A 22,672-nucleotide genomic window follows, 5' to 3' on the forward strand; every position below is an offset into this window, starting at 1 on the left:
GGTACGAAGAGAGGCCGCTTGGCCGCCTCCAGGTGACGAGAGGCGTCGATAGCGAACCCCGCTTCGCCGGTCTGACCTTCCCTGCGATCCCGCTTTGCGACCCGCGTTTTCAACCCGCCGACGCGCTCGGTCAAGTGCTTGTGCCGCCACGTTTATTCGCCGTCGGCCAATGTCTATAACAAAAGCCCAGCCGCCCGTGCGGCCTGCCGCGAGAGGAGAGAGCATGAGATATCCGCCGATTTGTTGCGCGTTGGCGGCGCTGCTGTCCGCACCGGCGTGGGCCGAGGCGCCGGCGGCTATGGATGGCCGCCTGGTCGACGAGCGCAAGATGACGCTGTACGTGTTCCCATCCTGGCAAGGAGAACAATCATGAAGAAATGCATACGATGGATCGTGGCCGTGCTGGCGGTCGCGACGGTGGGTGTCGCTGCCGGCTGTGCAAACACCGGCGGCGGCTACGGCGGCACGGCACCGCCCTACGAGCGTAGCGGCGGTGGTGGCGGTGGCTACTGATGGGCCTGATGAGCGCTGCGCGGCTTGCTGCACTGAGCACCGCGCTCGTCGCGTTGCAGGCCGTCGCCGAAGGCGAGGGCGTGCCGTACCGGCCGACGCCCGGTGCCGACGGCGTGCAGCGCGTCGATATCGTCGGCGGCAGCTACCACTTCAAGCCCAAGCGTATCGCCGTCAAGGTCGGCCAGCCGGTCGAGGTGTCGGTCCGCATGGACAGCGGCATCGTCCCGCACCGTTTCGTGCTTGAAGGGCCCGGCGGAAAACGCATCGCCGACTTCTCGCTCGGCGATGCACCGCAGAAGGTCACCTTCACGCCCGCGGTGGCCGGCCGCTACGCCTTCTATTGCCCGAACCGGCTGTTGTTCTTCAAGAGCCACCGCGAGCGCGGCATGGCGGGCGAGCTGGACGCCGAGGAGTGATGCGTGCCGGCCGCCCGTCGCTTGCCTTGATGTTTAAGCCGCAGCTCGTGGCCGGCCTGATCGCCACGCTTGCCTTGGGCGCGCAGGCGGCCGATGTGCTCGATGCCGCGATATCGCGCTTTGTCGCGCTGGCCAGCTACCGGGCGACCGTGCGTTCGGTCGGGACGGGTGGCGAGGGGCAGCTGATCCGTTATGGCTATCGTAAGCCGGGCTGGGTCCGGATGGCTTTTGTGCGCCCGCACGCCGGCGCGGTCCTGGTCTACGATCCGGGCGCGCGGAAGGTGAGGCTATGGCCGTTCGGGGTCGGCTATCTGCCGGTGCTGACGCTGTCGCCCGACAACGCGCTGATCCGCGGCGAGCATGGCCATCGCGTCGACCGTTCCGATGTCGGCGCGCTGCTCGCCAACCTTGCCGCGCTGCGCGACAGGGGTTCGGCCGCACCGCTCGGCGACGCCGCGATCGGCGAGCAGCGGGTGACCGGGGTCGAAGTGAAAGGCGCCGGCGACGCCAACGTGGCCGGCGTGCACCGCTACCGCGTCTGGTTCGCACGCGACACGCTGTTTCCGGCCAGGGTCGAGAGCTATGGCGTCGACGGCCAGGCGATCGAGACGGTGATGCTGGAAGACGTCGAGCGCGACGTCGCCTTTCCCGACGATTTCTTCAGGCCCGAGCGATGAGCGAATACCGGCTGACCAGCCTGTGGCGCATTGCCGCGCCGCTCGAGGCGGTGTGGGACGCGATCTACGACTCGGCGGCGTGGCCCGTCTGGTGGAAGGGCGTCGAGTGCGTCGTCGACATCGAAAAAGGCGACGCGAGCGGGCTTGGCGCGCGCCAGCGGCTGACGTGGAAGAGTGTCTTGCCGTACCGGCTGACCTTCGAGACGCGAGTGACGCGCGTCGAACCGTTGCGGCTGCTCGAAGGCCGCGTGGAGGGCGAGCTCGAGGGCGTCGGTCGCTGGCATTTCTCGCACGAGGACGGTGTCACGGTGGTGCGCTACGACTGGCAGGTGCGCACCACGCGGCCATGGATGAACTGGCTGGCGCCGCTGGCCCGGCCGCTGTTCGAGTGGAACCACGACGCGGTGATGCGCGAAGGCGGGCAGGGGCTGGCGCGGCTGCTCGACGCGCACGATCCGCCCGAATAGGTTTGGTATTACGTCTAGGCCCGGCCGGGGCGCGAAGCTTGGCCGAGGCCTTGTGTCTGCGTTGGTCTTCAGGAGGAAGCCATGTCGCCCGCCGAAGCCAGATCGATGATCGAAGCACTCGCCGATGGCGTCGACCCCGAGACCGGGGAGACGCTCGCCGACGCCCGTCCGCTGAACAACCCGCAGCTGATCCGTGCGCTGTTCGTCGCGGCGCGCGCGCTCGAGGAGATGGAAAGGCGGGACAAGCGCGAACGCGTGCAGCCGGACAACGCCGGCAAGTCGTGGTCGGACGACGAAGACCGGCAACTGTTGTCGGCGTTCGACGACGGGGCGTCGGTCAAGGAACTGTCGACCCGGCACGGCCGCACCGCCGGCGCGATCGCGTCGCGGCTGCTGCGCCACGGCCGCGTCAAGGAGGACGGCGGCGTCTATCGTGTAGGAGGCTGATCGCTGAGGAAGGGCGTCGTCCGAACGGCGCGTGCGGCCGACGTTGGCCGAGCCCCGATCGGGCGGTGTTCCCGGGGCGGCGGCTTGCCTTGCGGTGCGGCGGGCGGTATAAGGGCTCGCACGAGCCGGCAGCCGTCCCGTGCTTTGTAAAACCAGCGCTACCGGGGCAATGCGCCGCCGCCCGCCATCGTCCAACCCCTTTCAGGAAAACAAGAAAATGCCGTCGTTCGATATCGTTTCCGAAGTGAACAAGGTAGAAGTGCGCAACGCCGTGGACCAGGCCAACAAGGAGGTGTCCACCCGTTACGACTTCAAGGGCAGCGACGCCCGTATCGAGGTCGCCGAGAAGGTGCTGACGCTGTACGCCGACGCCGAATTCCAGCTCGACCAGGTCCGGGAGATCCTGCTCGGCAAGCTGTCCAAGCGCGAAGTCGACGTGCGCTGCCTCGACGAAGGCAAGCTCGAGAAGGTCAGCGGCAACAAGGTCAAGCGCACGATCACGGTCAAGGAAGGCATCGAGACCGAGCTGGCCAAGCGCATCGTGAGGCTGATCAAGGATTCCAAGCTCAAGGTGCAGGCGAGCATCCAGGGTGAAGCGGTGCGGGTTTCCGGCGCCAAGCGCGACGTGCTGCAGGACGTGATCGCGCTGATGAGAAAGGAAGTGACCGACTTCCCGCTGCAGTACAACAACTTCCGCGATTGATTCCCCGGCTTGGCCGGGCTCGGCCAGCCTTCGACACCACGCGCGCGGGGTGGCTGCCACGACGGGGGCGCCCCGCGCGTTTTTCATGCGCGCAAACTTCTGGCTTGTCGCCGGTCAAACCATTGAGTCGCTGCCGTGACCGTTCGCTGCTGCGGCGCAATACCGATTCATTTTGCAAGGCCCTAGTCCAGCATCCACTATGGAATCATCCGCTATTGAATCATCGGCGGCGGGGCGTGCTGGACCCGGCCGCCCATCCTGTTCCAGGAGGCCGCGATGCGTATCGGCGTACCCAAGGAGGTCAAGAACCACGAATACCGGGTGGGGCTGACGCCGTCCGGTGTGCGCGAACTGGTCGCGCACGGCCACAAGGTGCTGGTACAGGCCCATGCGGGCCTGGCTATCGGTTTTTCCGACGAACAGTACCTCGGGGCCGGCGCGGCGATCGTATCCGACGCCGAGGCGGTATTCGGCCAGAGCGACCTCGTGATCAAGGTCAAGGAGCCGCAGCCGGTCGAATGCCGCATGCTGCGCCCGGGTCAGGTGCTTTTCGCCTATCTGCACCTGGCGCCCGACCCGAACCAGGCGACCTTGCTGATGGAGTCGAAGGCGGTGGCGATCGCCTACGAGACCGTCACCGACGAGCGTGGCGGCCTGCCGCTGTTGGCGCCGATGTCCGAGGTCGCCGGTCGCATGGCGATCCAGGCCGGCGCGCACGCGCTCGAGAAGGCGCAGGGCGGGCGCGGCGTGCTGCTGTCTGGCGTGCCGGGCGTGCTGCCGGCGCGCGTGGTGGTGCTCGGCGGCGGCGTGGTCGGCTTGAATGCCGCACGCACCGCGATGGGGCTGGGCGCCGACGTGATCATCCTCGACAAGTCGCTGCTGCGGTTGAAGGACATCGATAACCTGTTTGGCGGCCGCATCAAGACGCTGTTTTCGAGCCAGAGCCACATCGAGGACGCGATCCGCGACGCCGATCTCGTCGTCGGCGCGGTGCTGGTGCCCGGCGCGGCCGCGCCCAGGCTGGTGTCGCGCAGCATGCTCAAGACGATGAAGGCTGGTGCAGTGCTGGTCGACGTGGCGATCGATCAGGGCGGCTGTTTCGAAACCAGCCGGCCGACCACCCACCAGGAGCCGACCTATATCGTCGACGGCATCGTCCATTACTGCGTCGCGAACATGCCGGGCGGCGTCGCGCGCACCGCGACCCAGGCGCTGACGCACGCGACGCTGCCGTACGCGCTGCTGTTGGCCGACCAGGGGTGGCGCGCCGCATTGACCTCGAACATGTATCTGCGCAACGGTCTGAACGTGTGCCTCGGCAAGATCACGCATCCGGCGGTCGCCGAAGCGCTCGGCCAGGCTTACGTCGAGCCGCTGGTCGCGCTCGCGCAGGCTGAATAGGGGAGGATGGCAGCGATGGCACGGCCGATTGTTGGGATTCCCTGCGACATCAAGCAGTTGAGCTCCTTCCCGTTTCATGCGGTGGGCGAGAAGTACATCACGGCGGTTGCCGGCGGCGCCGGCGCCTTGCCGTGGCTGATTCCGTCGCTCGGCGACTCGGAGCTCCTCGACGAAAGTCTCGGCATGCTCGACGGCATCCTGCTGCCCGGCTCGCCGTCCAACATCCAGCCGCACTATTACGGCGGGCCGCCCAGCCGCGAGGGCATGTTGCACGACCCGGCACGCGACGCGAGCACGCTGCCGCTGGTGGTGCGCGCGGTCGAGCGCGGCCTGCCTGTGCTCGGCATCTGCCGCGGCGCGCAGGAGGTCAACGTCGCGCTCGGCGGCGAGCTCTACCAGCATGTGCAGGAGGAGGCCGGTTATTTCGATCACCGCGAGAAGACCGATGCGCCGCTCGAGCACCAGTACGGGCCTATCCACCACGTCAGCCTGACGCCGGGCGGGTGGTTGGCCGAATGGGCCGGCGAGGAGCGTATCGCCGTCAATTCCTTGCACCAGCAGGGGGTGAAGCGGCTGGCGCCCGGCCTGGTGGTCGAGGGGCTGGCCGAAGACGGCCTCGTCGAAGCGTTCCGCATGGACGCCGCGCGCGGTTTCCTGCTCGCGGTGCAGTGGCATCCGGAATGGCAATACTGGAACAATACGGTGTCGATGGCGATTTTCCGCGCCTTTGGCGATGCGTGCCGGAGCCACCGCGACAAGCGGTCGGAATAGCCGGGGCGGGGAAAGCGAGGAGGGGGGAGACGGGGCGCTTGCATGCCCCGGGTCGCCATCGGCGTGCGCAAATCCGGCCATCGCTGCAGGGAGGAAGCCGTCATGGCCAACCCGATGTTGGAATGGATGCGGGAGCGCCGCATCACCGAAGTGGAGTGCATCCTGCCGGATATGGCCGGCGTCGCGCGCGGCAAGATCATTCCGAAGGAAAAATTCGTCGCCGACCCGGAAATGCGCCTGCCCGAGGTGGCGTTGCTGCAGACGGTGACCGGCGACTTTCCAGACGAGCGCATGCTCGACCTCACCGACCCGGACATGGTGCTCGAGCCGGACCCGAACACCTTGCGTGTCGTGCCGTGGGCGACCGATCCGACCGCGCAGATCATCTACGACTGTTTCCGCTCCGATGGCGCGCCGGTCGACGTCGCGCCGCGCAACGTGCTGAAGAAGGTGCTCGACCTCTACGCCGAGCAGGGCTGGGAGCCGGTGCTCGCGCCCGAGATGGAGTTCTACCTCGTCGCGCCGAACCCCGACCCCGACGTGCCGCTGTCACCCCCGCTGGGAAGGACAGGCCGCGCCGAATTCGGCCGGCGCTCGTACGCGATCGATGCGGTCAACGAGTTCGACCCGCTGTTCGAGGACATCTACGACTACTGCTACGCACAGGAACTCGAGGTCGACACGCTGATCCATGAGGTCGGCACCGCGCAGATGGAGATCAACTTCCTGCACGGCAACCCGCTCGACTTGGCCGACCAGGTGTTCCTGTTCAAGCGCACCGTGCGCGAGGCGGCGTTCCGCCACAATATGTACGCGACCTTCATGGCCAAGCCGATGGAGAACGAACCCGGTAGCGCGATGCACATGCACCAGAACGTGCTCGATCGCGCCACCGGCCGCAACATCTTCACCCTCGACGACGGCAACCCGGCGCCACCGTTCTTCCACTACCTCGGCGGCCTGCAGACCTTCCTGCCCGAAGGCATGCCGTTCTTCGCGCCGTACGTGAATTCGTTGAGGCGCCTGTCGCGCTACACCGCCGCACCGATCAACGTGCAGTGGGGTTACGACAACCGCACCGTCGGCTTCCGCATCCCGCACTCTTCGCCGGAGAGTCGACGCATCGAGAACCGCGTCGCCGGCGTCGACGTGAATCCCTACCTGGCGATGGCGGCGACGCTCGCCTGCGGCTACCTCGGCATGGTGAGAAAGATCGCCTGTACCGACCCGATGCAGAACAATGCCTATGAGCTGCCCTACCAGTTTCCGTACAGCACCGACGACGCGCTCGAGGTGCTGTCCGGCAGCGAGGCGCTGGCCAGCGTGCTCGGCCGACGTTTCGTCGACATGTACGTCGCGCTCAAGGAAAAGGAATTTGCCGAATACTTCCGCGTGATCAGCCCGTGGGAGCGCAAGTATCTGTTGCTGCACGTTTAAAATCGGCGCTCGGCCAACGTTGTCGTCCAGGCCGGATATTGTCGGACACGGAGGGTCATGCCCGGCGCTTTGCGTCGGGCATATCTTTGCTACAATCATGCCCCAATCGCTACTCGAAGCGGCCGTGGCGGCCGGCTTCAACCACACAGGATCGGATGCATGTTTGTCGGGATCGGTTATCTCATTATTCTCGCAGCGGTTCTCGGGGGCTTCGCGATGGCTGGTGGCCATCTGGCGTCCCTGTTCCAGCCGGTCGAAATCCTGATGATCGGCGGCGCTGCCGTCGGCGCCTTCGTCGTCGCCAACGGCGGTACGCCGCTCAAGGCGACGCTCAAGGCGCTGCCGACCGTCTTCAAGGGAAGCAAGTACAACAAGGCGATCTACCTGGAGCTGTTCGCCCTGCTGTTCGAACTGTTGTCCAAGGTGCGCAAGGAAGGCCTGATGTCGATCGAAGCCGACGTCGAGGAGCCCGCGAACAGCCCGATCTTCGCCAAGTACCCGACCCTCCTTGCCGACCACCACGTCGTCGAATTCATCACCGACTACCTGCGTCTGATGGTCGGCGGCAACCTGAACGCGTTCGAGATCGAGAACCTGATGGACGTCGAGATCGAAACGCATCACCACGAGGGCGAGGTGCCGGTGACCGCGGTCAAGGGCTTGGCCGAGGGCCTGCCGGCCTTCGGTATCGTCGCGGCGGTGATGGGCGTCGTGCACACGATGGAGTCGGTCGGCATCCCACCGTCCGAGTTGGGCATGCTGATCGCGGCGGCGCTGGTCGGTACCTTCCTCGGGATTCTGCTCGCCTACGGTTTCGTCGGGCCGCTGGCCAACATCCTCGAACATCGCCTCGCCGACAGCACCCGCGTCTTCCAGACGGTCAAGGTGACCTTGCTCGCCAGCCTGAACGGCTACGCGCCGCAGGTAGCGGTCGAATTCGGCCGCAAGGTGCTCGCCTCGCACGACCGTCCATCGTTCAAGGAACTCGAGGACCACGTCAAGCAGGCCAAGGGCAAGTAAATGGCAGACGAATCGCAACGCCCCATCATCGTCAAACGCATCAAGAAGGGCGGGCACGGCCACCACGGTGGCGCGTGGAAGATCGCCTACGCCGACTTCGTGACGGCGATGATGGCGTTCTTCCTCTTGATGTGGCTCTTGGGCTCGGTCTCGCAGGGCGACCTTAACGGCATCTCCGAATACTTCCGCACGCCACTGAAGGTCGCGCTCGCTGGCGGCAGCGGCAGTGGCGACGCCAACGCGATCATCAAGGGCGGCGGCCAGGACCTGACGCGAAAGAGCGGTCAGGTCACCAAGTTGCCGGAGCAGGAAAAGCAGCTCGAGAAGCAGAGGCTGACCCGCCTGCAGCAGAAGTTGCGCGCGCAACTCGAAAACAGCCCGATCTTCAAGGACTACAAGAACCAGCTCAGGCTCGAGATGACGCCGGACGGCCTGCAGGTCCAGATCATCGACGAGCAGAACCGCCCGATGTTCGATACCGGCAGCTACCAGCTGCTGTCGCACACGCAGATCATCCTGCGCGAACTGGGCCGTGAGCTGAACGACGTGCCAAACCGCATCAGCGTATCCGGTCACACCGACGCCAAGCCGTTCTCGCGCGGCCAGGGCGGTTACAGCAACTGGGAACTGTCGGCCGACCGCGCGAACGCCGCGCGCCGCGAACTCTTGGCCGGCGGCATGCTCGGCGAGAAGATCCTGCGCGTCGTCGGTCTCGCCGCCGCCGACCCGCTCAACCGCCAGAACGTGTTCAGCTCGGAAAACCGTCGCATCGCGATCGTCGTGTTGAACAAGGAAACCGAGGCCGCCATCCTCAGGGACGGCGTGCAACAGCAGGAAAGCACGGCACCTGCCGCCGCCCCGCTGGAGCCTGTGGTATCCCAACCTTAACGCCCATGCTGCGCCTGCTGCGCCACGCACTGATCCAGCTCGCCGCCGGCGTACTCGCCTGGCTGTGGGTCGCGCCGCTCGCGGCGCCGGCCGCGTGGGCGCTGCTCGCTGCAGGGTTCGCGTTCGGGTTCGCGCTGGTGTCGCGCGTGCCGTCGCCGGGCCGCTGGCTGCACCTGGCGTTCTGGCCGCTGGCTTCGCTGGCGCTGTCCGCCGGGCTGCCGCCTTGGGCCTACCTCGTCGCCTTGATCGTCACCGTTGGTCTTGGTCGCAACGCGCTGTACGAACGCGTGCCGCTCTACCGCTCCAACCAGCGCGTCGCCGAAAGGTTGGCCGAGCTCCTGCCGCAAGGCGCGACGCTGCTCGAGGCCGGCTGCGGCGACGCGCGTCTCGCGCTAACGCTCTCCCGACTGCGCCCCGACCTCGTCATTACCGGTGTCGAGAACGCGTGGCTGACCTGGTCGTGGGCTAAATGGCGCTGGCTGTACGCCGGCCGTCCGGCGAATGTGACGATCCGTTTCGGCAGTCTGTGGCGTGAGCGCTGGGGCGGCTACCAGGCCGTCTACGTCTTCCTGTCGCCGGCGCCGATGCCGCGCGTGTGGCAACAGTTCCGGCAGGACGCCGCGCCCGGCGCCCTGCTCATCAGTAACAGTTTCACCGTGCCTGGCGTGCCAGCGGATCAGACCCTGCCTCTGGGCGGACCGCGGCAACAGGCGCTTTATTTGTGGCGCCATCCCCATGGAGCTTGCTGACTGGTTTTCCTCCGTCGCCGCGCGGCGCTGGCCCGTCCTGCCCGGCACGCAGGCCGAGCTCGCCCAACTGCGCGCGCGCAATGTCGACCTGATCCATTTCTCCGATCTGGCCAACCTGTGCCTGTCCGACCCGCTGCTCTTGTTCGACTTGTTGCGCGTACTCGGCCAATCCGCCGCGATGCAGCGCAACGAGAGCACGCCTACCGTCGAGCAGATGCTGATGCTGGTCGGGCTCGAAGGCTCGATCCGCCGGCTCGGCCCGCTGCCGGCCTTGCGCCCGTCGCGTGGCGTGGTCGACGCCGAAACTTTCGAGGCGGTCGGCGACTGGCTCGCGCGCGGCCGCGTCGCTGCGCTGGTCGTCAAGGAATGGCTGTCGATCGCGAACGAGCCCAAGGTCGAAGACGCTTTCGTCGCCGCGCTGGTCTACAACCTGCCGGCCTGCTTCTATCTGCTGCAGCGCAACGCTGTCCCCGACCCGCCCTTGTTGCAGGCGGTGTCGGCCGCCTATGGCGTCGACTACCCGAAGCTGCTCGAGGCGTTCGCGCGGGCGATGCCGCTGCCGCCGGGCCTGTCCGCGATGTTCGGCGCCGGCGGCGGCCATGACGCGCGGCGTCGCCAGGTGCTGCGCCTCGCGGTCGCGACCGCGAACGGGCTCGAGCACGGCTGGTGGCGGCCGCAGTTCGTCGCCGGCATCGACGCGGCGGCGCGGCTGGTCGGCAGCGACTTCGACACGCTGTATTCGGTCGTCGTCCAGGCGGCGCTGTCGGTCGGCCGCCACCCGCGTGCTCCGGCCTATGCCTACCCGGCGCGCTACCTGGCGATGCTCGAGGGCGACACGCGCCGCACGAAGATGCGCGAAGTCGCGAGCCTCGCGCGCGTCGACGATCTCGACGCGGCCTTGCGCGAGGCTATCCGCGCCCTCGCCAACGAACTCAAGTTCGAGCGCGTGATGTACTGGCGCTTCGACGCGGGGCAGAACGCGCTGCGCCTGAAGTACCAGATCGGCGTCGCTGCCGAGCACCCGCTCAAGCGCCTCGCGATCGACCTTGCGGCCGGCAGCTTCTTCGCCTTGCTGAGCTCGCGCCCGCAGAGCTTTCACGCACCGCTGGCGGCGCGCGCCCGGCTCGCGGAAAAATACCCGGACGCTTTCTTTTCCACCGTCGATGCGACCGAGTTCGCGGTGATGACCGTGTTCGCCGGCGACACGCTCGCCGGCGTGTTTTACGTCGACAATGTAAACAGCGGCCGTCCGATAGCCGACGACCACTACCTGCGCTTCAAGACGCTGATCGCCCAGACCTCCCGCCATGCCTGATTTCGACCGCCTCAAGCTCCTCAGCTCGGCCCACAACGACACGGTCAAGCAACTGTCGCGACTGATCGACAGCGCGCGCGAGCGCCGCCGCGCCGGCCTGATGCTGCTCGAAGGGATTCATCTGATCGACGCCGCGCTCGCGGCCGGCCACAAGCCGCAGGTCGTGTACGTGAACCCGGCTGCCGAACACCATCTCGAGCTGCGCGCCTTGCTTTCGCGGCTAGCCTGTCCGGGCTACCTCGTTGCCGAGGGGGCGCTCTCGCGCGTCACCAGCCTCGCGAGCGCGCCGGAGATCCTTGCTGTCGTGCCGCGGCCCGAGCCCAACTGGACGAAAGCGCCCGAGTGCGCCGTGCTGCTCGAAGACCTGCAGGACCCGGGCAACCTCGGCACCATATTGCGCGGCGCCGCCGCGGCGGGCGCCGCCGCGGTGTATCTGTCCAAGGGCTGCGCCGACGTGTTCTCACCCAAGGTGCTGCGCGCGGGCATGGGCGCGCACTTCGCGCTCGAGATCTTTGAGGACGCCGACCTCGCCGCCGTGCTCGACGCGTTTGCCGGCACCAAGGTCGTGACCGCGCTCGACGGCGCGGTGTCGCTCTACACGGTCGACCTCACGGGCCCGACGGCCTTCGTATTCGGCAACGAGGGCGCAGGCGTGTCGCCCTCGTTGCAGGCGCTGGCGCCGGCACGCGTGAAGATCCCTATGCCCGGCTCGGCCGAGTCGCTCAACGTCGCGATGGCGGCGACGGTATGCCTGTTCGAACGGGTGCGGCAGCGCGAAGCGGCCGCCGGCTAAACACCGTTGATTGTTGAGGGGCTGAACAAGTGGACCGCCCGGGTGATAAAAAAGGTTGGCCGAGCATTGGAACGCTCGGCCAATTGTGTGGGCGTGATGATTCAGTCGACGTAACGCGCGGAGAGCGATGTGAAGGTCGGCAGGAAGTCGGGTTGCACGTAAGGCTTCAGCAGCGACAACACTTGGCGCACGCCGCGGCGGCTGTCGGCCTCGGTGATCGGCTCGCCAGGGTGCGCGGTCTGTTCGAACGCGAACCAGAACTTCACCACCAGCCAGATGTTGAGCGTCACCGGTTCGATGTCGGCCTCGTCCATCTTCAGGAGGCCCATCCGGATGAATTCGCGGAAGTGGCCGGCGAGGATGCCCTTCAGCTCGGTGTGCACGAACTGGTGGTAGTCCTGCTGCAGCTGTGCGTTGCGCGCGAGCATGCCCGGCAGGTCGTAGAACATGAAGCGGAAGCGCCACATCGCGTCGAACGCGGTGTCCAGATAGTTGACCAGGTCGTCGACCGACAGCGCCTGGCCTTCGGCCACCGCCAGCCGCGCGGAGATGAAGCCCCGGTACTGGCGGAATATCTGGTAGACGATCTCTTCCTTGTTGCGGAAGTGGTAGTACAGATTGCCCGGGCTGATGCCCAGGTGCGCCGAGATGTGGTTGGTGGTGATGTTGCGTTCGCCGTGCTCGTTGAACAGCTTGAGGCTCTCTTCGACGATGCGGTCGTAGGTCTTGATGCGGCTCATGATGGTCGGGCTTCGCTGCGGGCGAAAGCAGCCGGCTGCTTGCCGGTTGCGGTGTCGGGCCGGGCGTCGTCCCGCTCGGGGAAGGCCTCTTGCATGAAGCGGTGCAGGATCGCCTGCTCGACCCTGTTGCGCTCGTTGGCGGGAATGGCGACGCGCAGCATCAGCTGATAGCGCTTGTCGTCGACCGGCAAAAACGCGATGCGCGGCTGAACCGACGGCGTGTCGAGCAGGTGGCGCGCCTCGATGTGCAGCATGTGGCGCTCGGCGGCAACGAGAAACGGCGAGCAGATATCGGTCGCGATCGCCAGCAGCACCGCTTCCATGCGGTTCGGGTTCCGCTCGTACGACAGCGGCAAGGTGATCACGTGCATCACGATGTCGCCCATGAAGTTCTCGCTGATCACCGGCTGCGTCAGCAAGAGGCTGTTCGGCAGCGACACCGCGCGTCCGGTGATGAAGTGAGCGTCGTGGCGCGGGCCGATCTCCATGATCGTCGTCGAGAACAGGTTGATGTCGACGACGCGGCCGCGGTGGCCGCCGATCTCGATATGGTCGCCGATCGAGAACGCGTTGCTCATGGTGCGCAAAAACGCGCCGCCGAGGCACATGATCAGCTCCTTGGTCGCCAGCACCAGCGCCGCGGCGAACGCGACCACCGACACGGCGAAGGTCTCGATCTCCTTCGCCCAGATGCCGGCGACGCCCAGGATGCCGATCAGCACCAGCGCGTTGCGCGCGTTCATCGACCAGCGCCGGCGCGCGTCGATCGGCACGCCCGGGTTGGCGGCGATCGCGCGCGCGATCACGATGCGGGCGATCACCAGGAGCAGGATCAGCCCGCCGGTGCGGCCGAGGTCCACCGCGTATTCCTGGGCGATCTGGCCGATCCAGCCGAACGCGTTCATGAGAGGTCCTTGTCAGTCGTTCAGTTTGACCGCGTGCTCGCGCGTCTCGTGGAACACGATCGCCGGCCAGCGCTCCTGCGTCAGCTGCAGGTTCACGCGGTTCGGTGCGAGGTAGGCGAGGTTGCCGCCGGCGTCGATCGCCAGGTTGTTCATATTGCCCTTCTCGAACTCGTCGAGCTTCTTGCGGTCGTCGCACGACGCCCAGCGCGCGCTCCAGATGCTGGCCGACTCGAACAGCGCGTCGACGCCGTACTCGGCCGCCAGCCGCGACGCGACCACCTCGAACTGCAGCACGCCGACCGCGCCGAGGATCAGGTCGCCGCCGTTGTGCGGCTTGAACACCTGCACCGCGCCTTCCTCGCCCAGCTGCTGAAGACCCTTCTGCAGCTGCTTGAGCTTCAGCGGGTTGCGGATGCGCACCGAGCGGAACATTTCCGGCGCGAAGAAGGGGATGCCGGTGAACGCCAGCTGTTCGCCCGAGCTGAACGAGTCGCCGATCTGGATGTTGCCGTGGTTCGGGATGCCGATGATGTCGCCGGCGAACGCCTCCTCGACGATCTCGCGGTCGTGCGACATGAAGGTGACGACGCTCGACGCGGCGATGTCACGATTCAGCCGCAGGTGCTTCATCTTCATGCCGCGCTCGAAGCGGCCCGAGCACACGCGCATGAACGCGATGCGGTCGCGGTGCTTCGGGTCCATGTTCGCCTGGATCTTGAACACGAAGCCGGAGAACGCCTCCTCCTTCGGGTCGACCGCGCGCACCGTCGCGTCGCGCTCCATCGGCGCCGGCGCCCAGTCGATCAGCGCGTTCAGGATCTCGCGCACGCCGAAGTTGTTGATCGCCGAGCCGAAGAACACCGGCGTCAGCGTGCCGGCGAGGAACTCTTCGAGCACGAAGGGGTGGGACGCGCCCTTGACCAGTTCGATCTCCATCCTCAGTTGTTCCATTTCGAGCGGGAACAGTTCGTCCAGGCGCGGGTTGTCTATGCCCTGGATCACCTCGACGTCGAGGCTGATCTTTTCGGTGCCGGCCTCGAACAAGAGCACTTCGTCGCGCAGCATATGGTAGACGCCGCGGAAGGCCTTGCCCATGCCGATCGGCCAGGTCACCGGCGCGCAGCGGATCTTCAGCACGCTCTCGACCTCGTCGAGCAGTTCGAGCGAATCGCGCACCTCGCGGTCGTACTTGTTCATGAAGGTGACGATCGGCGTGTCGCGCAGACGGCAGACGTTCAGGAGCTTGATCGTCTGTTCTTCTACGCCCTTGGCCGCGTCGATCACCATCAGCGCCGAATCGACCGCGGTCAGCACGCGGTAGGTATCCTCGGAGAAGTCCTGGTGACCCGGGGTGTCCAAGAGATTCACCGTGTGGCCGCGGTAGTCGAACTGCATCACGCTCGACGCGACCGAGATGCCGCGCTGCTTCTCAATCTCCATCCAGTCGGACGTCGCGAACTTGCCGGTCTTCTTGCCCTTCACCGTGCCGGCCATCTGGATCGCGCCCGAGAACAGCAACAGCTTCTCGGTCAACGTCGTCTTACCGGCGTCGGGGTGGGAAATGATGGCGAAGGTGCGGCGGCGCGCGACTTCGTCGTTGATTCGGGCAAGTTCGGCGGACATGGCGGTGAAGCTCGGACAAAAGAGGTGAATTGTACCGAATTTTGCCGCCTTCAGGGCGGGGCGGGCCATGCCGCTCGACCCCCGACGTTGGCCGAGCCTCCCGGCGGGCGGCAGATTTCGCTATGATTGCCTTTTTTGGCACCGCTCACGCGAGGCATCCATGTTTACCGGAATCGTTCAGGGGACGGCCGACGTCGTCGGCATCGTCGACAAAGAAAATTTCCGCACCCACGTACTGCGCCTGCCGGCCGAGCTCTTGCCGGGTCTCGCGATCGGCGCGTCGGTCGCGCACAACGGCTGTTGCCTGACGGTGACCGAGATAGACGGCGACGTCGTCAGTTTCGACCTGATGCACGAGACGCTGAAGCTGACCAACCTCGGCCGACTCGAAGTCGGCGACAAGGTGAACGTCGAGCGCGCGGCGAAGTTCGGCGACGACATCGGCGGCCACGCGATGTCCGGTCACATCGTCGCGACCGGCGAAGTCACCGAGGTGATCGAGTCGCCGAACAACCGCACGCTGTGGTTCCGCCTGCCGCGCGAGCTGATGAAGTACGTGCTGGCCAAAGGCTATATCGGCGTCGACGGCTGCAGCCTGACCATCGGCTCGGTCGACGGCGAGCGCTTCTGCGTGCACCTGATCCCCGAGACGCTGACGCGCACGCTGATGGGCGTGCGCCGCGTCGGTGATCTGGTGAACATCGAGATCGACCCGAACACGCAGGCCATCGTCGACACCGTAGAGCGCGTGCTGGCCGAGCGCGGGGCTTGAAATACGGCGCCGCGCCGCCATTGGCAAAACATCCCCACGAAGTTTCGAGCGAATGACTACGCTGAAAAACAAGAAAGTCCTGTCGTCCTGGAGCGGCGGCAAGGACTCGTGCCTCGCGCTGTGGCGCGCCCACCAGGCCGGTGCACAAGTGAAGGCGCTGTTCACCATGTTCGACGAAGACGGCGAACGCAGCCGCTCGCACGGCGTGCGTCCGGAGGTGATGCGCGCGCAGGCCGCCGCGATGGGTCTGCCGCTCTTTACCGCCGAGGCGAGCTGGGCAAGCTACGAGGGCCAGTTCGTCGCGCAGTTGCAGCGCTTCGCCGATGACGGCGTCGAGGCGGCGGTGTTCGGCGACATCGATCTGGATGCCCACCGCGAGTGGGAAGAGAAGGTCTGCGCCGCCGCCGGCATCGAAGCGGCGCTGCCCTTGTGGCAGCAGCCGCGCGAGGCACTGGTGCGCGAAGGGCTGGATGCCGGCATCCGCGCGCTCGTCGTCACGGTGAACACCGCGATGGCGCCGGCCGACCTGCTCGGCAAGACGCTGACGCACGAACTCGTCGACGAACTCGTCGCCGCCGGCATCGACCCGTGTGCCGAGGCCGGAGAATTTCACACGCTGGTGGTCGACGGCCCGCTGTTCGCCGCACCGCTGGCACTCGTCGCCGGCGAGGTGCACGCGCACGGAGACTATCGCAGTCTCGATTTGAGCCTCGCCTGACCAATACAAAGGTTGGCCGAGCCCGGCCGACGCAAGGAATGGAACCGCAATGAACATTTCCCCGATTCAAGACATCATCGCCGACATCAAGGCCGGCAAGATGGTCGTGCTGGTCGACGCCGAAGACCGCGAAAACGAGGGCGACATCGTCCTGGCGGCCGAACACGCAACCCCCGAGACGATCAACTTCATGGCCAAGTACGCGCGGGGCCTGATCTGCCTGACGCTGTCCGAGGCGCGCTGCAAAGCGCTGAACCTGCCCCTGATGGTGACCGACAACGGCACACCGCACGGCACCAACTTCACCGTGTCGATCGAGGCGGCCGAGGGCGTGACCACCGGCATTTCCGCCGCCGACCGCGCGCGCACCGTGCAGGCGGCCGTCGCGCGCAACGCGAAGCCGACCGACATCGTGATGCCGGGCCACATCTTCCCGCTGAAGGCGCAGAACGGCGGCGTGCTGATGCGCGCCGGCCATACCGAGGCCGGCTGCGACCTCGCGCAGCTGGCCGGCCTCGAGCCGGCGTCGGTGATCTGCGAGATCATGAACGACGACGGCACGATGGCGCGCCTGCCCGAACTTCTGGTGTTCGCCGAGGAGCACGGCCTGAAGGTCGGCACCATCGCCGACCTGATCCACTACCGCAGCCGCACCGAATCCTTGGTCGAGGCGGTCGGCAGTCGTCCGGTGTACACGCCGTTCGGCGCCTTCCAGTTGCACGTGTTCCGCGACGTGACGACGCGCGCGACCCACCTCGCGCTCGTCAAGGGCAAGCCGAGCGTCGACAAGGAAACGCTGGTGCGCGTGCACGAACCCTTGTCGGTAATGGACCTGATCGACCCGACGGGGCAGGGTCACAGCTGGACGCTGCCGAACGCGCTCGAGGAGATCGAAGAGGCCGGCTGCGGCGTGGTCGTGCTCTTGCACCGTACCGAGAGCGGGGAAGATCTGCTCGCCCGTGCGTTGCCGGACGCGTCGGACGAGACTAACCGCCCGAAGTGGGACAGCAAGACCTTCGGCCTCGGCGCGCAGATGCTGAAATCGCTCGGCGTCGGCAAGATGAAACTGATGGCGTCGCCGACCCCGCTCGGCGGCCTGGCCGGTTTTGGCCTCGAGGTGACCGGCTTTTGCCAGCCGGAACACGTGCACGTCGAAATCGGTTAAAATTGCGCCCTTTTTCAAGACAGACGCGAGGACACCATGCTTGACGCCATTTCCCGCATCGAATCCGACTTCAGCGGCGCCGGCCTGAAGATCGGCATCGTGATGGCCCGATTCAACGAGCCGGTGTGCCACGGACTGCGCGACGCCTGCCTCGCGGAACTGGCCGCGCTCGGCGTGTCCGCCGCTGACGTCACGCTCGCGACCGTGCCGGGCGCACTGGAAGTCCCGCTCGTGCTGCAAACGATGGCAAAAAGCGGTCGCTTCGACGCGCTCGTCGCGCTCGGCGCGGTGATCCGCGGCGAGACCTACCATTTCGAACTGGTGTCGAACGAAGCCGGTGCCGGCGTGACCCGCGTCGGCCTCGACTTCGACATCCCGGTCGCCAACGCCATCCTGACCACCGAGACCGACGAACAGGCCGAGGTGCGCATGCTGGAGAAGGGCCGCGACGCCGCCCGCGTCGCCGTCGAAATGGCGCGCCTGCAAGCCGCGCTGTCCGCCTGATTCCTCCCTGTTTCGCGGGCGGCGCCACGCCGACCGCGCGTTCTTTAAAGGAAATCCCGATGAAAACGGCACGCCGCCGCGCACGCGAATTCGCCGTGCAGGGCATCTACGAATGGCAGCTGAATCCGGACCGCCCGGCCTCGCAGATCGAGAAGCACTTGCGCGAAAATGACTACTTTGCCAAGGCCGACGAGGCGCTGTTCCGCACCATCCTCTACGGTGTACTGCAGGACGCCGAGCAGCTGTCGCAGCAGCTGTCGCAGCACTACGAGCGCGCGCCGAGCGAAGTCAGCCCGGTCGAGCGCGCCATCCTCTTGATGGCCGCGCTGGAGTTGAACAAGCAGGTCGAAACGCCGTACCCGGTGATCATCAACGAGGCGATCGAGATCGCGAAGACCTTCGGCGGTACCGACGGTCACAAGTTCGTCAACGGCGTGCTCGACAAGCTCGCCGTCGTGATCCGCCCGGACGAAGTCCGTCAGAAGCCGCGCCGTCCGCAGCCCGAGCCGGCTGCCGCGCCGGACGCAGAGCCGGACGCAGAGTAAGCGCCCAGCTTGGCCGAGCTTCGCACCCACCCGCGCCCCGGCGCGGGTGTTTTCACATATAGAGCCATGAACGAATTCGAACTGATCCACCGCTACTTCGACCGCCCCGCACAAAACGCCGTACTCGGCGTCGGCGATGACGCGGCCATCGTGCGCCCGACGCCCGGTTTCGACCTGCACGTGTCGGTCGACATGCTGGTCGAGGGGCGCCACTTCTTGGCCGGCGTCGATGCGGCCGCGCTCGGCCACAAGACGCTGGCGGTCAACTTGTCGGACATGGCGGCGATGGGCGCGACGCCGCGCTGGGTCGTGCTGTCGGTTGCGCTGCCGCATAACGACGAAGTGTGGGTCGCCGGCCTGGCGGACGGATTCTTCGCGCTGGCCGACCGTTACAAGGTCGGCGTGATCGGCGGCGACACCACGCGCGGCCCCTTGACGCTGTCGGTGACGGTGTTCGGCGAGGCGCCGGCCGGCCGCGCGCTGCGTCGCGACGCGGCCGAAGTCGGCGACGACGTCTGGGTAAGCGGCGCGCTGGGCCTCGGCGCGATGGCGTTGCGCGAGAAGTTGAATGGCGACCTCATGCTGCCAGCGGAGGTTTTCACCGCCGGCAGCGAACGGCTCGAAAAGCCCGAGCCGCGCGTCGAGCTGGGCCAGGGCCTGCTCGGCCTTGCGCACGCGGCGATCGACGTGTCCGACGGCTGGTTCGCCGACTTCGGACACATCCTCGCTCGCTCGAATAAAGGCGCCGAGTTGTGGTTCGACGCCTTGCCGACGCACCCGTGGTTGGCCGAGCGCCGCGCCGTCTATCCCGAACTGATCGCCGCCGGCGGCGACGATTACGAACTCGCGTTCACCGCAGCGGTGTCGAATCGCGAGCAGATCGTTGCGCTCGGCACGAAGCTCGGCGTCGCGGTCACGCGCGTCGGCCGAGTGCTGGCGCCGGAAGAGGGGGTGACGCTGGTCGACGCGGCCGGCAAGCCGGTCAAGCTCAAGCGGGCCGGTTATGACCACTTTGCCTAAGCCCGACTTCGCGTTTCTTACCCGCCACCCGGCGCACTTCATCGCCTTCGGCTTCGGCTCGGGGCTCGCGCCGCGTGCGCCGGGGACCTTCGGCACGCTGGTCGCGCTGCCACTCTACGCCCTGCTGGCGGCGGCCGGATTGTCGGCCATCCAGATCGCCTGGCTGTGCGTGCCGCTGTTCGTCGTCGGCTGCTGGGCGAGCGCCGTCGCCTGTCGCGCGCTCGGCGTGCACGACCACGGCGGCATCGTCATCGACGAGATCGTCGCGATGCTCGCGGTGCTGGCCTTCGCGCCGGCGAGCATCGCCGGCTGGGGCGTCGCATTCGTGCTGTTCCGGCTTTTCGACATCGCCAAGCCGTGGCCGATCCGCTGGCTGGACGCGCGCGTGCATGGCGGCTTCGGCGTGATGGTCGACGACGCGCTGGCGGCGCTGTTCGCGGTGGTCGTGTTGAGGCTACTGGTTGACGTGCTGCCGTTGTGAAGCTTGGCCGAGCTCGATAAAAAACGCCGCATCGTAGCCGATGCGGCGTTTTGTTGGGGCCCGGGGCGCGCTTACTGGGCCGCGCCTGGGCCGCCGACGGTGCTGACGACGCTCCACTTGCCGGCCTTGGCCTGATAGACGGTGACAGCGCCGTTCTTGATGTCACCCTTGTCGTCGAACTGGATGCGGCCGGTCACGCCGTTGTAGTCGGTCTTGCCGACTTCCGGCAGGAAGGCTTTCGGGTCGGTCGACTGGGCGCGCTTCATCGCGTCGACCAGTACGCGGACCGCGTCATACTCGTAGGGTGCGTAGATCTGGATCTCGGTATTGAACTTGGCCTGGAAGCGCTTGTTGAAATCGGCGAAGCCCGGCATCTTTTCCTTCGGCATGCCTGGGCTCGACGCGTACTGACCTTCGGCCGCGTCGCCGGCGAGCTTCATGAATTCCGGCGTCTGAATCCCGTCGCCGCCCAAGAGCTTGGCCTTGAGGCCGAGGCGCTTCATCTGCTTGGCCATCGGGCCGGCCTGCGCGTCCATGCCGCCGTAGAACACGAGGTCCGGGTTGGAACCCTTGAGCGAGGTCAGGATGGCGTTGAAGTCGGTCGCAGTGTTGGTGGTGAATTCGCGCTTGATCACCGTGCCGCCCTTGGTCTTCACCGCCTTCTCGAACTCGTCGGCCAAGCCCTGGCCGTAGGCGGTGCGGTCGTCGATGATGGCGATCTTCTTGGCCTTCAGGCCGTCGACCGCGAACTCGCCGAGCGCCTTGCCCTGCTGCACGTCGTTGCCGATCACGCGAAAAGCGGTCTTGAAGCCCTGCTGAGTGTAGGCCGGGTTGGTCGCGGCCGGCGAAATCTGCGGGATGCCGGCGTCGGAGTAGATCTTGGATGCCGGGATGGTGGTGCCCGAGTTCAGGTGGCCGACGACGGCGACGATCTTGGCGTCGACCAGGCGCTGGGCGACCTGCGTGCCGATTTTCGGGTCGGCCTGGTCGTCCTCGGAGATCAGTTCGAACTTCACCTTCTTGCCGCCGATCTCGACGCCTTCAGCATTCAGCTCGTCGATGGCGAGGATGGCGCCGCGTTCGTTGTCCTTGCCGAAGTGGGCGATCGGACCGGTCATCGGCGAGACCTGGCCGATCTTGACCACCTCGCTACCGCCAGCCTCGGCCTGGGGTGCACCCGCTGCAGCCGGCGCGTCGCCTGCGGCTTGTTGTTCTTGTTTTCCGCAGGCGGACAGGGCCAGGACGGCGGCGGCGAAAAGGCTCAGTTGCGCAATCTTCTTCATGTGCTTCCCCTATTTTCTTTCGATTTCGTTTGAATCGTTATCCAGCGAGACAGCTATTCGCTGAAACGCAGTTTGATTATTGATAGGGGTTTCGAAGATAGTCAACGCGGGTCTGCTGCGCGCCGGACCCGATCTTTCAGCGTGTTGTCATCTTGACGCACCCAGCGCTCGGGCGCGGGCCGAACGCGCCGAAACGTCAGGGTTGTCCCCAGTCCATCCGCCCAGTTGCGCCTCGACGACGTCGGCCAAGGCGGCGATGCCGTCAGGCGATTCGTTCAGGCAGGGCAGGTAGCGGTATTTGCCGCCACCGGCGGTCAGGAAGACCTCCTTGCCCTCGATGGCGATTTCCTCGAGCGTTTCCAGGCAATCGGACATAAAACCCGGGCAGACGACGTCGATGCGGCGCGTCTTGGCACGGCCGAGCTCACGAAATATGTCGACGGCGTAGGGCTTCAGCCATTCGGCACGGCCGAAACGGCTCTGGAAGCAGACGGCGTAGTCGTCCTTCGATAGGCCCAGCGCCTCGGCGAGCAGGCGGCCGGTCGCCTGGCATTCGCAGTGGTAGGGGTCGCCCTTGGTTAGCGTGAAGCGCGGCACGCCGTGGAAGCTCATCACCAGCTTGTCGGGCCGGCCGTGCGCCTGCCAATAGGCGCGGATCTGGCCTGCCAGTGCCGCGATATAGCCGGGGTGGTCGTGAAAATGCCGGACGGTGCGCACCTCGGGCATGTTCCTGAGCTTCATCAGCGTGCGAAATACCTGATCGAGCGCGGTGCCGCTCGACGAGGCCGCGTACTGCGGGTAGAGCGGCAAGACGACGAAGCGGTCGACGCCTTGCGCGCGCATCTTGCGGATCACGCCCTCTATAGACGGATTGCCGTAGCGCATCGCGAAGTCGACGACGAGGTCGCCGTGGCCGCGCTCGCCGAGCAGGCCCTTGAGCAGCTTGGTCTGCTTCTGCGTGTGCGCGAGCAGCGGCGAGCCTTCGGCGCTCCACACCGCTGCATATTTCTCGGCGCTCTTTTTCGGGCGGACATTCAGGATGATGCCGTTGAGCACGAACCACCACACGGCCTTCGGGATCTCGATCACGCGCGCGTCGGACAGGAATTCCTTCAGGTAGGGGCGCAGCGCCTTCGCGGTCGGCGCGTCGGGCGTGCCGAGGTTGATCAGTAGCACGCCGGCGCGCGCGTTCTCATCGTGGCGGAATTCGGGTTCGGCGAGGTAGGGCATGGCTAGAGGGCAAGTGTGGCGGCGCGGGGCAGGCCGCGCCGTGTGGGATTCATGGAAGCTTGGCCGAGCCCCTTTGCTTAAGGCTCGGC

At 66.4% G+C, this 22,672-nt stretch carries 27 protein-coding genes; 22 read left to right on the top strand and 5 right to left on the bottom strand.

The genetic code is table 11. The features are described from left to right. Positions 1-223: 223 nt before the first annotated feature. From DWG20_RS16165 to DWG20_RS13005, 15 genes are all read left to right on the top strand, one after another. Positions 224-373, top strand: coding sequence for a hypothetical protein (locus DWG20_RS16165; protein WP_181880917.1), 150 nt, complete (start codon positions 224-226; stop codon positions 371-373). Next, entirely contained in the window at positions 370-513 is a 144-nt protein-coding gene (locus tag DWG20_RS16170) for a hypothetical protein (protein WP_181880918.1), read from the top strand. Before DWG20_RS16165 ends, DWG20_RS16170 begins: the two co-directional genes overlap by 4 nt. After that, positions 513-929, top strand: a complete 417-nt coding sequence (locus DWG20_RS12945) for a quinol oxidase (protein ID WP_115434192.1) — start codon at positions 513-515, stop codon at positions 927-929. The genes DWG20_RS16170 and DWG20_RS12945 overlap by 1 nt, the downstream gene beginning before the upstream one ends. A gap of 29 nt (positions 930-958) precedes the next feature. Next, positions 959-1,606, top strand: a complete 648-nt coding sequence (locus DWG20_RS12950) for a LolA family protein (protein WP_115434811.1) — start codon at positions 959-961, stop codon at positions 1,604-1,606. Further along, the gene (locus tag DWG20_RS12955; protein ID WP_115434193.1) at positions 1,603-2,073 is read left to right on the top strand and encodes an SRPBCC family protein; all 471 of its coding nucleotides are present in this window, start codon (positions 1,603-1,605) and stop codon (positions 2,071-2,073) included. Before DWG20_RS12950 ends, DWG20_RS12955 begins: the two co-directional genes overlap by 4 nt. 81 nt (positions 2,074-2,154) lie before the next feature. Continuing rightward, positions 2,155-2,520: a hypothetical protein gene (locus tag DWG20_RS12960; protein WP_115434194.1), complete on the top strand. Its 366-nt coding sequence runs from the start codon at positions 2,155-2,157 to the stop codon at positions 2,518-2,520. 217 nt (positions 2,521-2,737) lie between these two features. After that, positions 2,738-3,223, top strand: a complete 486-nt coding sequence (locus DWG20_RS12965; protein ID WP_115434195.1) for a YajQ family cyclic di-GMP-binding protein — start codon at positions 2,738-2,740, stop codon at positions 3,221-3,223. A gap of 276 nt (positions 3,224-3,499) precedes the next feature. Next, complete coding sequence (gene ald, locus DWG20_RS12970; protein ID WP_115434196.1) at positions 3,500-4,624, top strand: alanine dehydrogenase; 1,125 nt, start codon at positions 3,500-3,502, stop codon at positions 4,622-4,624. A gap of 15 nt (positions 4,625-4,639) precedes the next feature. Continuing rightward, a complete protein-coding gene (locus DWG20_RS12975; RefSeq protein ID WP_115434197.1) occupies positions 4,640-5,395 on the top strand; it encodes a gamma-glutamyl-gamma-aminobutyrate hydrolase family protein in 756 nt (251 codons plus the stop codon). A gap of 102 nt (positions 5,396-5,497) precedes the next feature. Beyond that, the gene (locus tag DWG20_RS12980; RefSeq protein WP_115434198.1) at positions 5,498-6,832 is read left to right on the top strand and encodes a glutamine synthetase family protein; all 1,335 of its coding nucleotides are present in this window, start codon (positions 5,498-5,500) and stop codon (positions 6,830-6,832) included. Between the two features lie 159 nt (positions 6,833-6,991). Then, positions 6,992-7,852: a flagellar motor stator protein MotA gene (gene motA, locus DWG20_RS12985; protein ID WP_115434199.1), complete on the top strand. Its 861-nt coding sequence runs from the start codon at positions 6,992-6,994 to the stop codon at positions 7,850-7,852. After that, the gene (motB, locus tag DWG20_RS12990; RefSeq protein ID WP_115434200.1) at positions 7,853-8,740 is read left to right on the top strand and encodes a flagellar motor protein MotB; all 888 of its coding nucleotides are present in this window, start codon (positions 7,853-7,855) and stop codon (positions 8,738-8,740) included. A 5-nt stretch (positions 8,741-8,745) separates the two neighbouring features. After that, positions 8,746-9,489 carry an SAM-dependent methyltransferase gene (locus tag DWG20_RS12995; RefSeq protein ID WP_115434201.1) on the top strand — a complete coding sequence of 248 codons (744 nt, stop codon included), beginning with the start codon at positions 8,746-8,748 and terminating at the stop codon, positions 9,487-9,489. Beyond that, positions 9,476-10,804 carry a histidine kinase gene (locus DWG20_RS13000; protein WP_115434202.1) on the top strand — a complete coding sequence of 443 codons (1,329 nt, stop codon included), beginning with the start codon at positions 9,476-9,478 and terminating at the stop codon, positions 10,802-10,804. The genes DWG20_RS12995 and DWG20_RS13000 overlap by 14 nt, the downstream gene beginning before the upstream one ends. Further along, a complete protein-coding gene (locus DWG20_RS13005) occupies positions 10,797-11,597 on the top strand; it encodes a TrmH family RNA methyltransferase (protein ID WP_115434203.1) in 801 nt (266 codons plus the stop codon). Before DWG20_RS13000 ends, DWG20_RS13005 begins: the two co-directional genes overlap by 8 nt. 101 nt (positions 11,598-11,698) lie before the next feature. Here DWG20_RS13005 and DWG20_RS13010 read toward each other — a convergent pair whose 3' ends face one another. Genes DWG20_RS13010 through DWG20_RS13020 form a run of 3 tightly spaced genes read right to left on the bottom strand, consistent with a single transcriptional unit; the run spans position 11,699 to position 14,865 of the window. After that, positions 11,699-12,337: a TetR/AcrR family transcriptional regulator gene (locus tag DWG20_RS13010; RefSeq protein WP_115434204.1), complete on the bottom strand. Its 639-nt coding sequence runs from the start codon at positions 12,335-12,337 to the stop codon at positions 11,699-11,701. Next, a complete protein-coding gene (locus DWG20_RS13015) occupies positions 12,334-13,242 on the bottom strand; it encodes a mechanosensitive ion channel domain-containing protein (RefSeq protein WP_115434205.1) in 909 nt (302 codons plus the stop codon). Before DWG20_RS13015 ends, DWG20_RS13010 begins: the two co-directional genes overlap by 4 nt. A 12-nt stretch (positions 13,243-13,254) precedes the next feature. Then, entirely contained in the window at positions 13,255-14,865 is a 1,611-nt protein-coding gene (locus DWG20_RS13020; RefSeq protein ID WP_115434206.1) for a peptide chain release factor 3, read from the bottom strand. Between the two features lie 160 nt (positions 14,866-15,025). Between DWG20_RS13020 and DWG20_RS13025 the strand changes: the two genes are divergently transcribed. The 7 genes from DWG20_RS13025 to DWG20_RS13055 all read left to right on the top strand — a co-directional run bounded on the left by DWG20_RS13025 (position 15,026) and on the right by DWG20_RS13055 (position 20,070). Beyond that, positions 15,026-15,637: a riboflavin synthase subunit alpha gene (locus DWG20_RS13025; protein ID WP_115434207.1), complete on the top strand. Its 612-nt coding sequence runs from the start codon at positions 15,026-15,028 to the stop codon at positions 15,635-15,637. 52 nt (positions 15,638-15,689) lie between these two features. Next, the gene (locus DWG20_RS13030; protein WP_115434208.1) at positions 15,690-16,355 is read left to right on the top strand and encodes a Dph6-related ATP pyrophosphatase; all 666 of its coding nucleotides are present in this window, start codon (positions 15,690-15,692) and stop codon (positions 16,353-16,355) included. Positions 16,356-16,404: 49 nt separating this feature from the next. Next, on the top strand, positions 16,405-17,520 hold the full coding sequence (gene ribBA, locus DWG20_RS13035) for a bifunctional 3,4-dihydroxy-2-butanone-4-phosphate synthase/GTP cyclohydrolase II (protein WP_115434209.1): 1,116 nt from the start codon (positions 16,405-16,407) through the stop codon (positions 17,518-17,520). Between the two features lie 36 nt (positions 17,521-17,556). After that, a complete protein-coding gene (gene ribH, locus DWG20_RS13040) occupies positions 17,557-18,024 on the top strand; it encodes a 6,7-dimethyl-8-ribityllumazine synthase (protein ID WP_115434210.1) in 468 nt (155 codons plus the stop codon). 59 nt (positions 18,025-18,083) lie between these two features. Next, the gene (gene nusB / locus DWG20_RS13045; RefSeq protein WP_115434211.1) at positions 18,084-18,569 is read left to right on the top strand and encodes a transcription antitermination factor NusB; all 486 of its coding nucleotides are present in this window, start codon (positions 18,084-18,086) and stop codon (positions 18,567-18,569) included. 66 nt (positions 18,570-18,635) lie between these two features. Continuing rightward, positions 18,636-19,589, top strand: coding sequence for a thiamine-phosphate kinase (thiL, locus tag DWG20_RS13050; protein ID WP_115434212.1), 954 nt, complete (start codon positions 18,636-18,638; stop codon positions 19,587-19,589). Then, positions 19,573-20,070: a phosphatidylglycerophosphatase A family protein gene (locus tag DWG20_RS13055; protein WP_115434213.1), complete on the top strand. Its 498-nt coding sequence runs from the start codon at positions 19,573-19,575 to the stop codon at positions 20,068-20,070. Before thiL ends, DWG20_RS13055 begins: the two co-directional genes overlap by 17 nt. Before the next feature lie 71 nt (positions 20,071-20,141). Here the strand turns inward: DWG20_RS13055 and DWG20_RS13060 are convergent, their stop codons facing one another. Beyond that, positions 20,142-21,353: a branched-chain amino acid ABC transporter substrate-binding protein gene (locus DWG20_RS13060; protein ID WP_115434214.1), complete on the bottom strand. Its 1,212-nt coding sequence runs from the start codon at positions 21,351-21,353 to the stop codon at positions 20,142-20,144. Positions 21,354-21,500: 147 nt separating this feature from the next. Then, complete coding sequence (gene hemH, locus DWG20_RS13065; protein ID WP_115434215.1) at positions 21,501-22,583, bottom strand: ferrochelatase; 1,083 nt, start codon at positions 22,581-22,583, stop codon at positions 21,501-21,503. Between the last annotated feature and the right edge of the window lie 89 nt (positions 22,584-22,672).

The sequence above is a fragment of the Crenobacter cavernae genome (assembly GCF_003355495.1).
In the GTDB taxonomy this organism is placed as follows: Bacteria; Pseudomonadota; Gammaproteobacteria; order Burkholderiales; family Chromobacteriaceae; genus Crenobacter; species Crenobacter cavernae.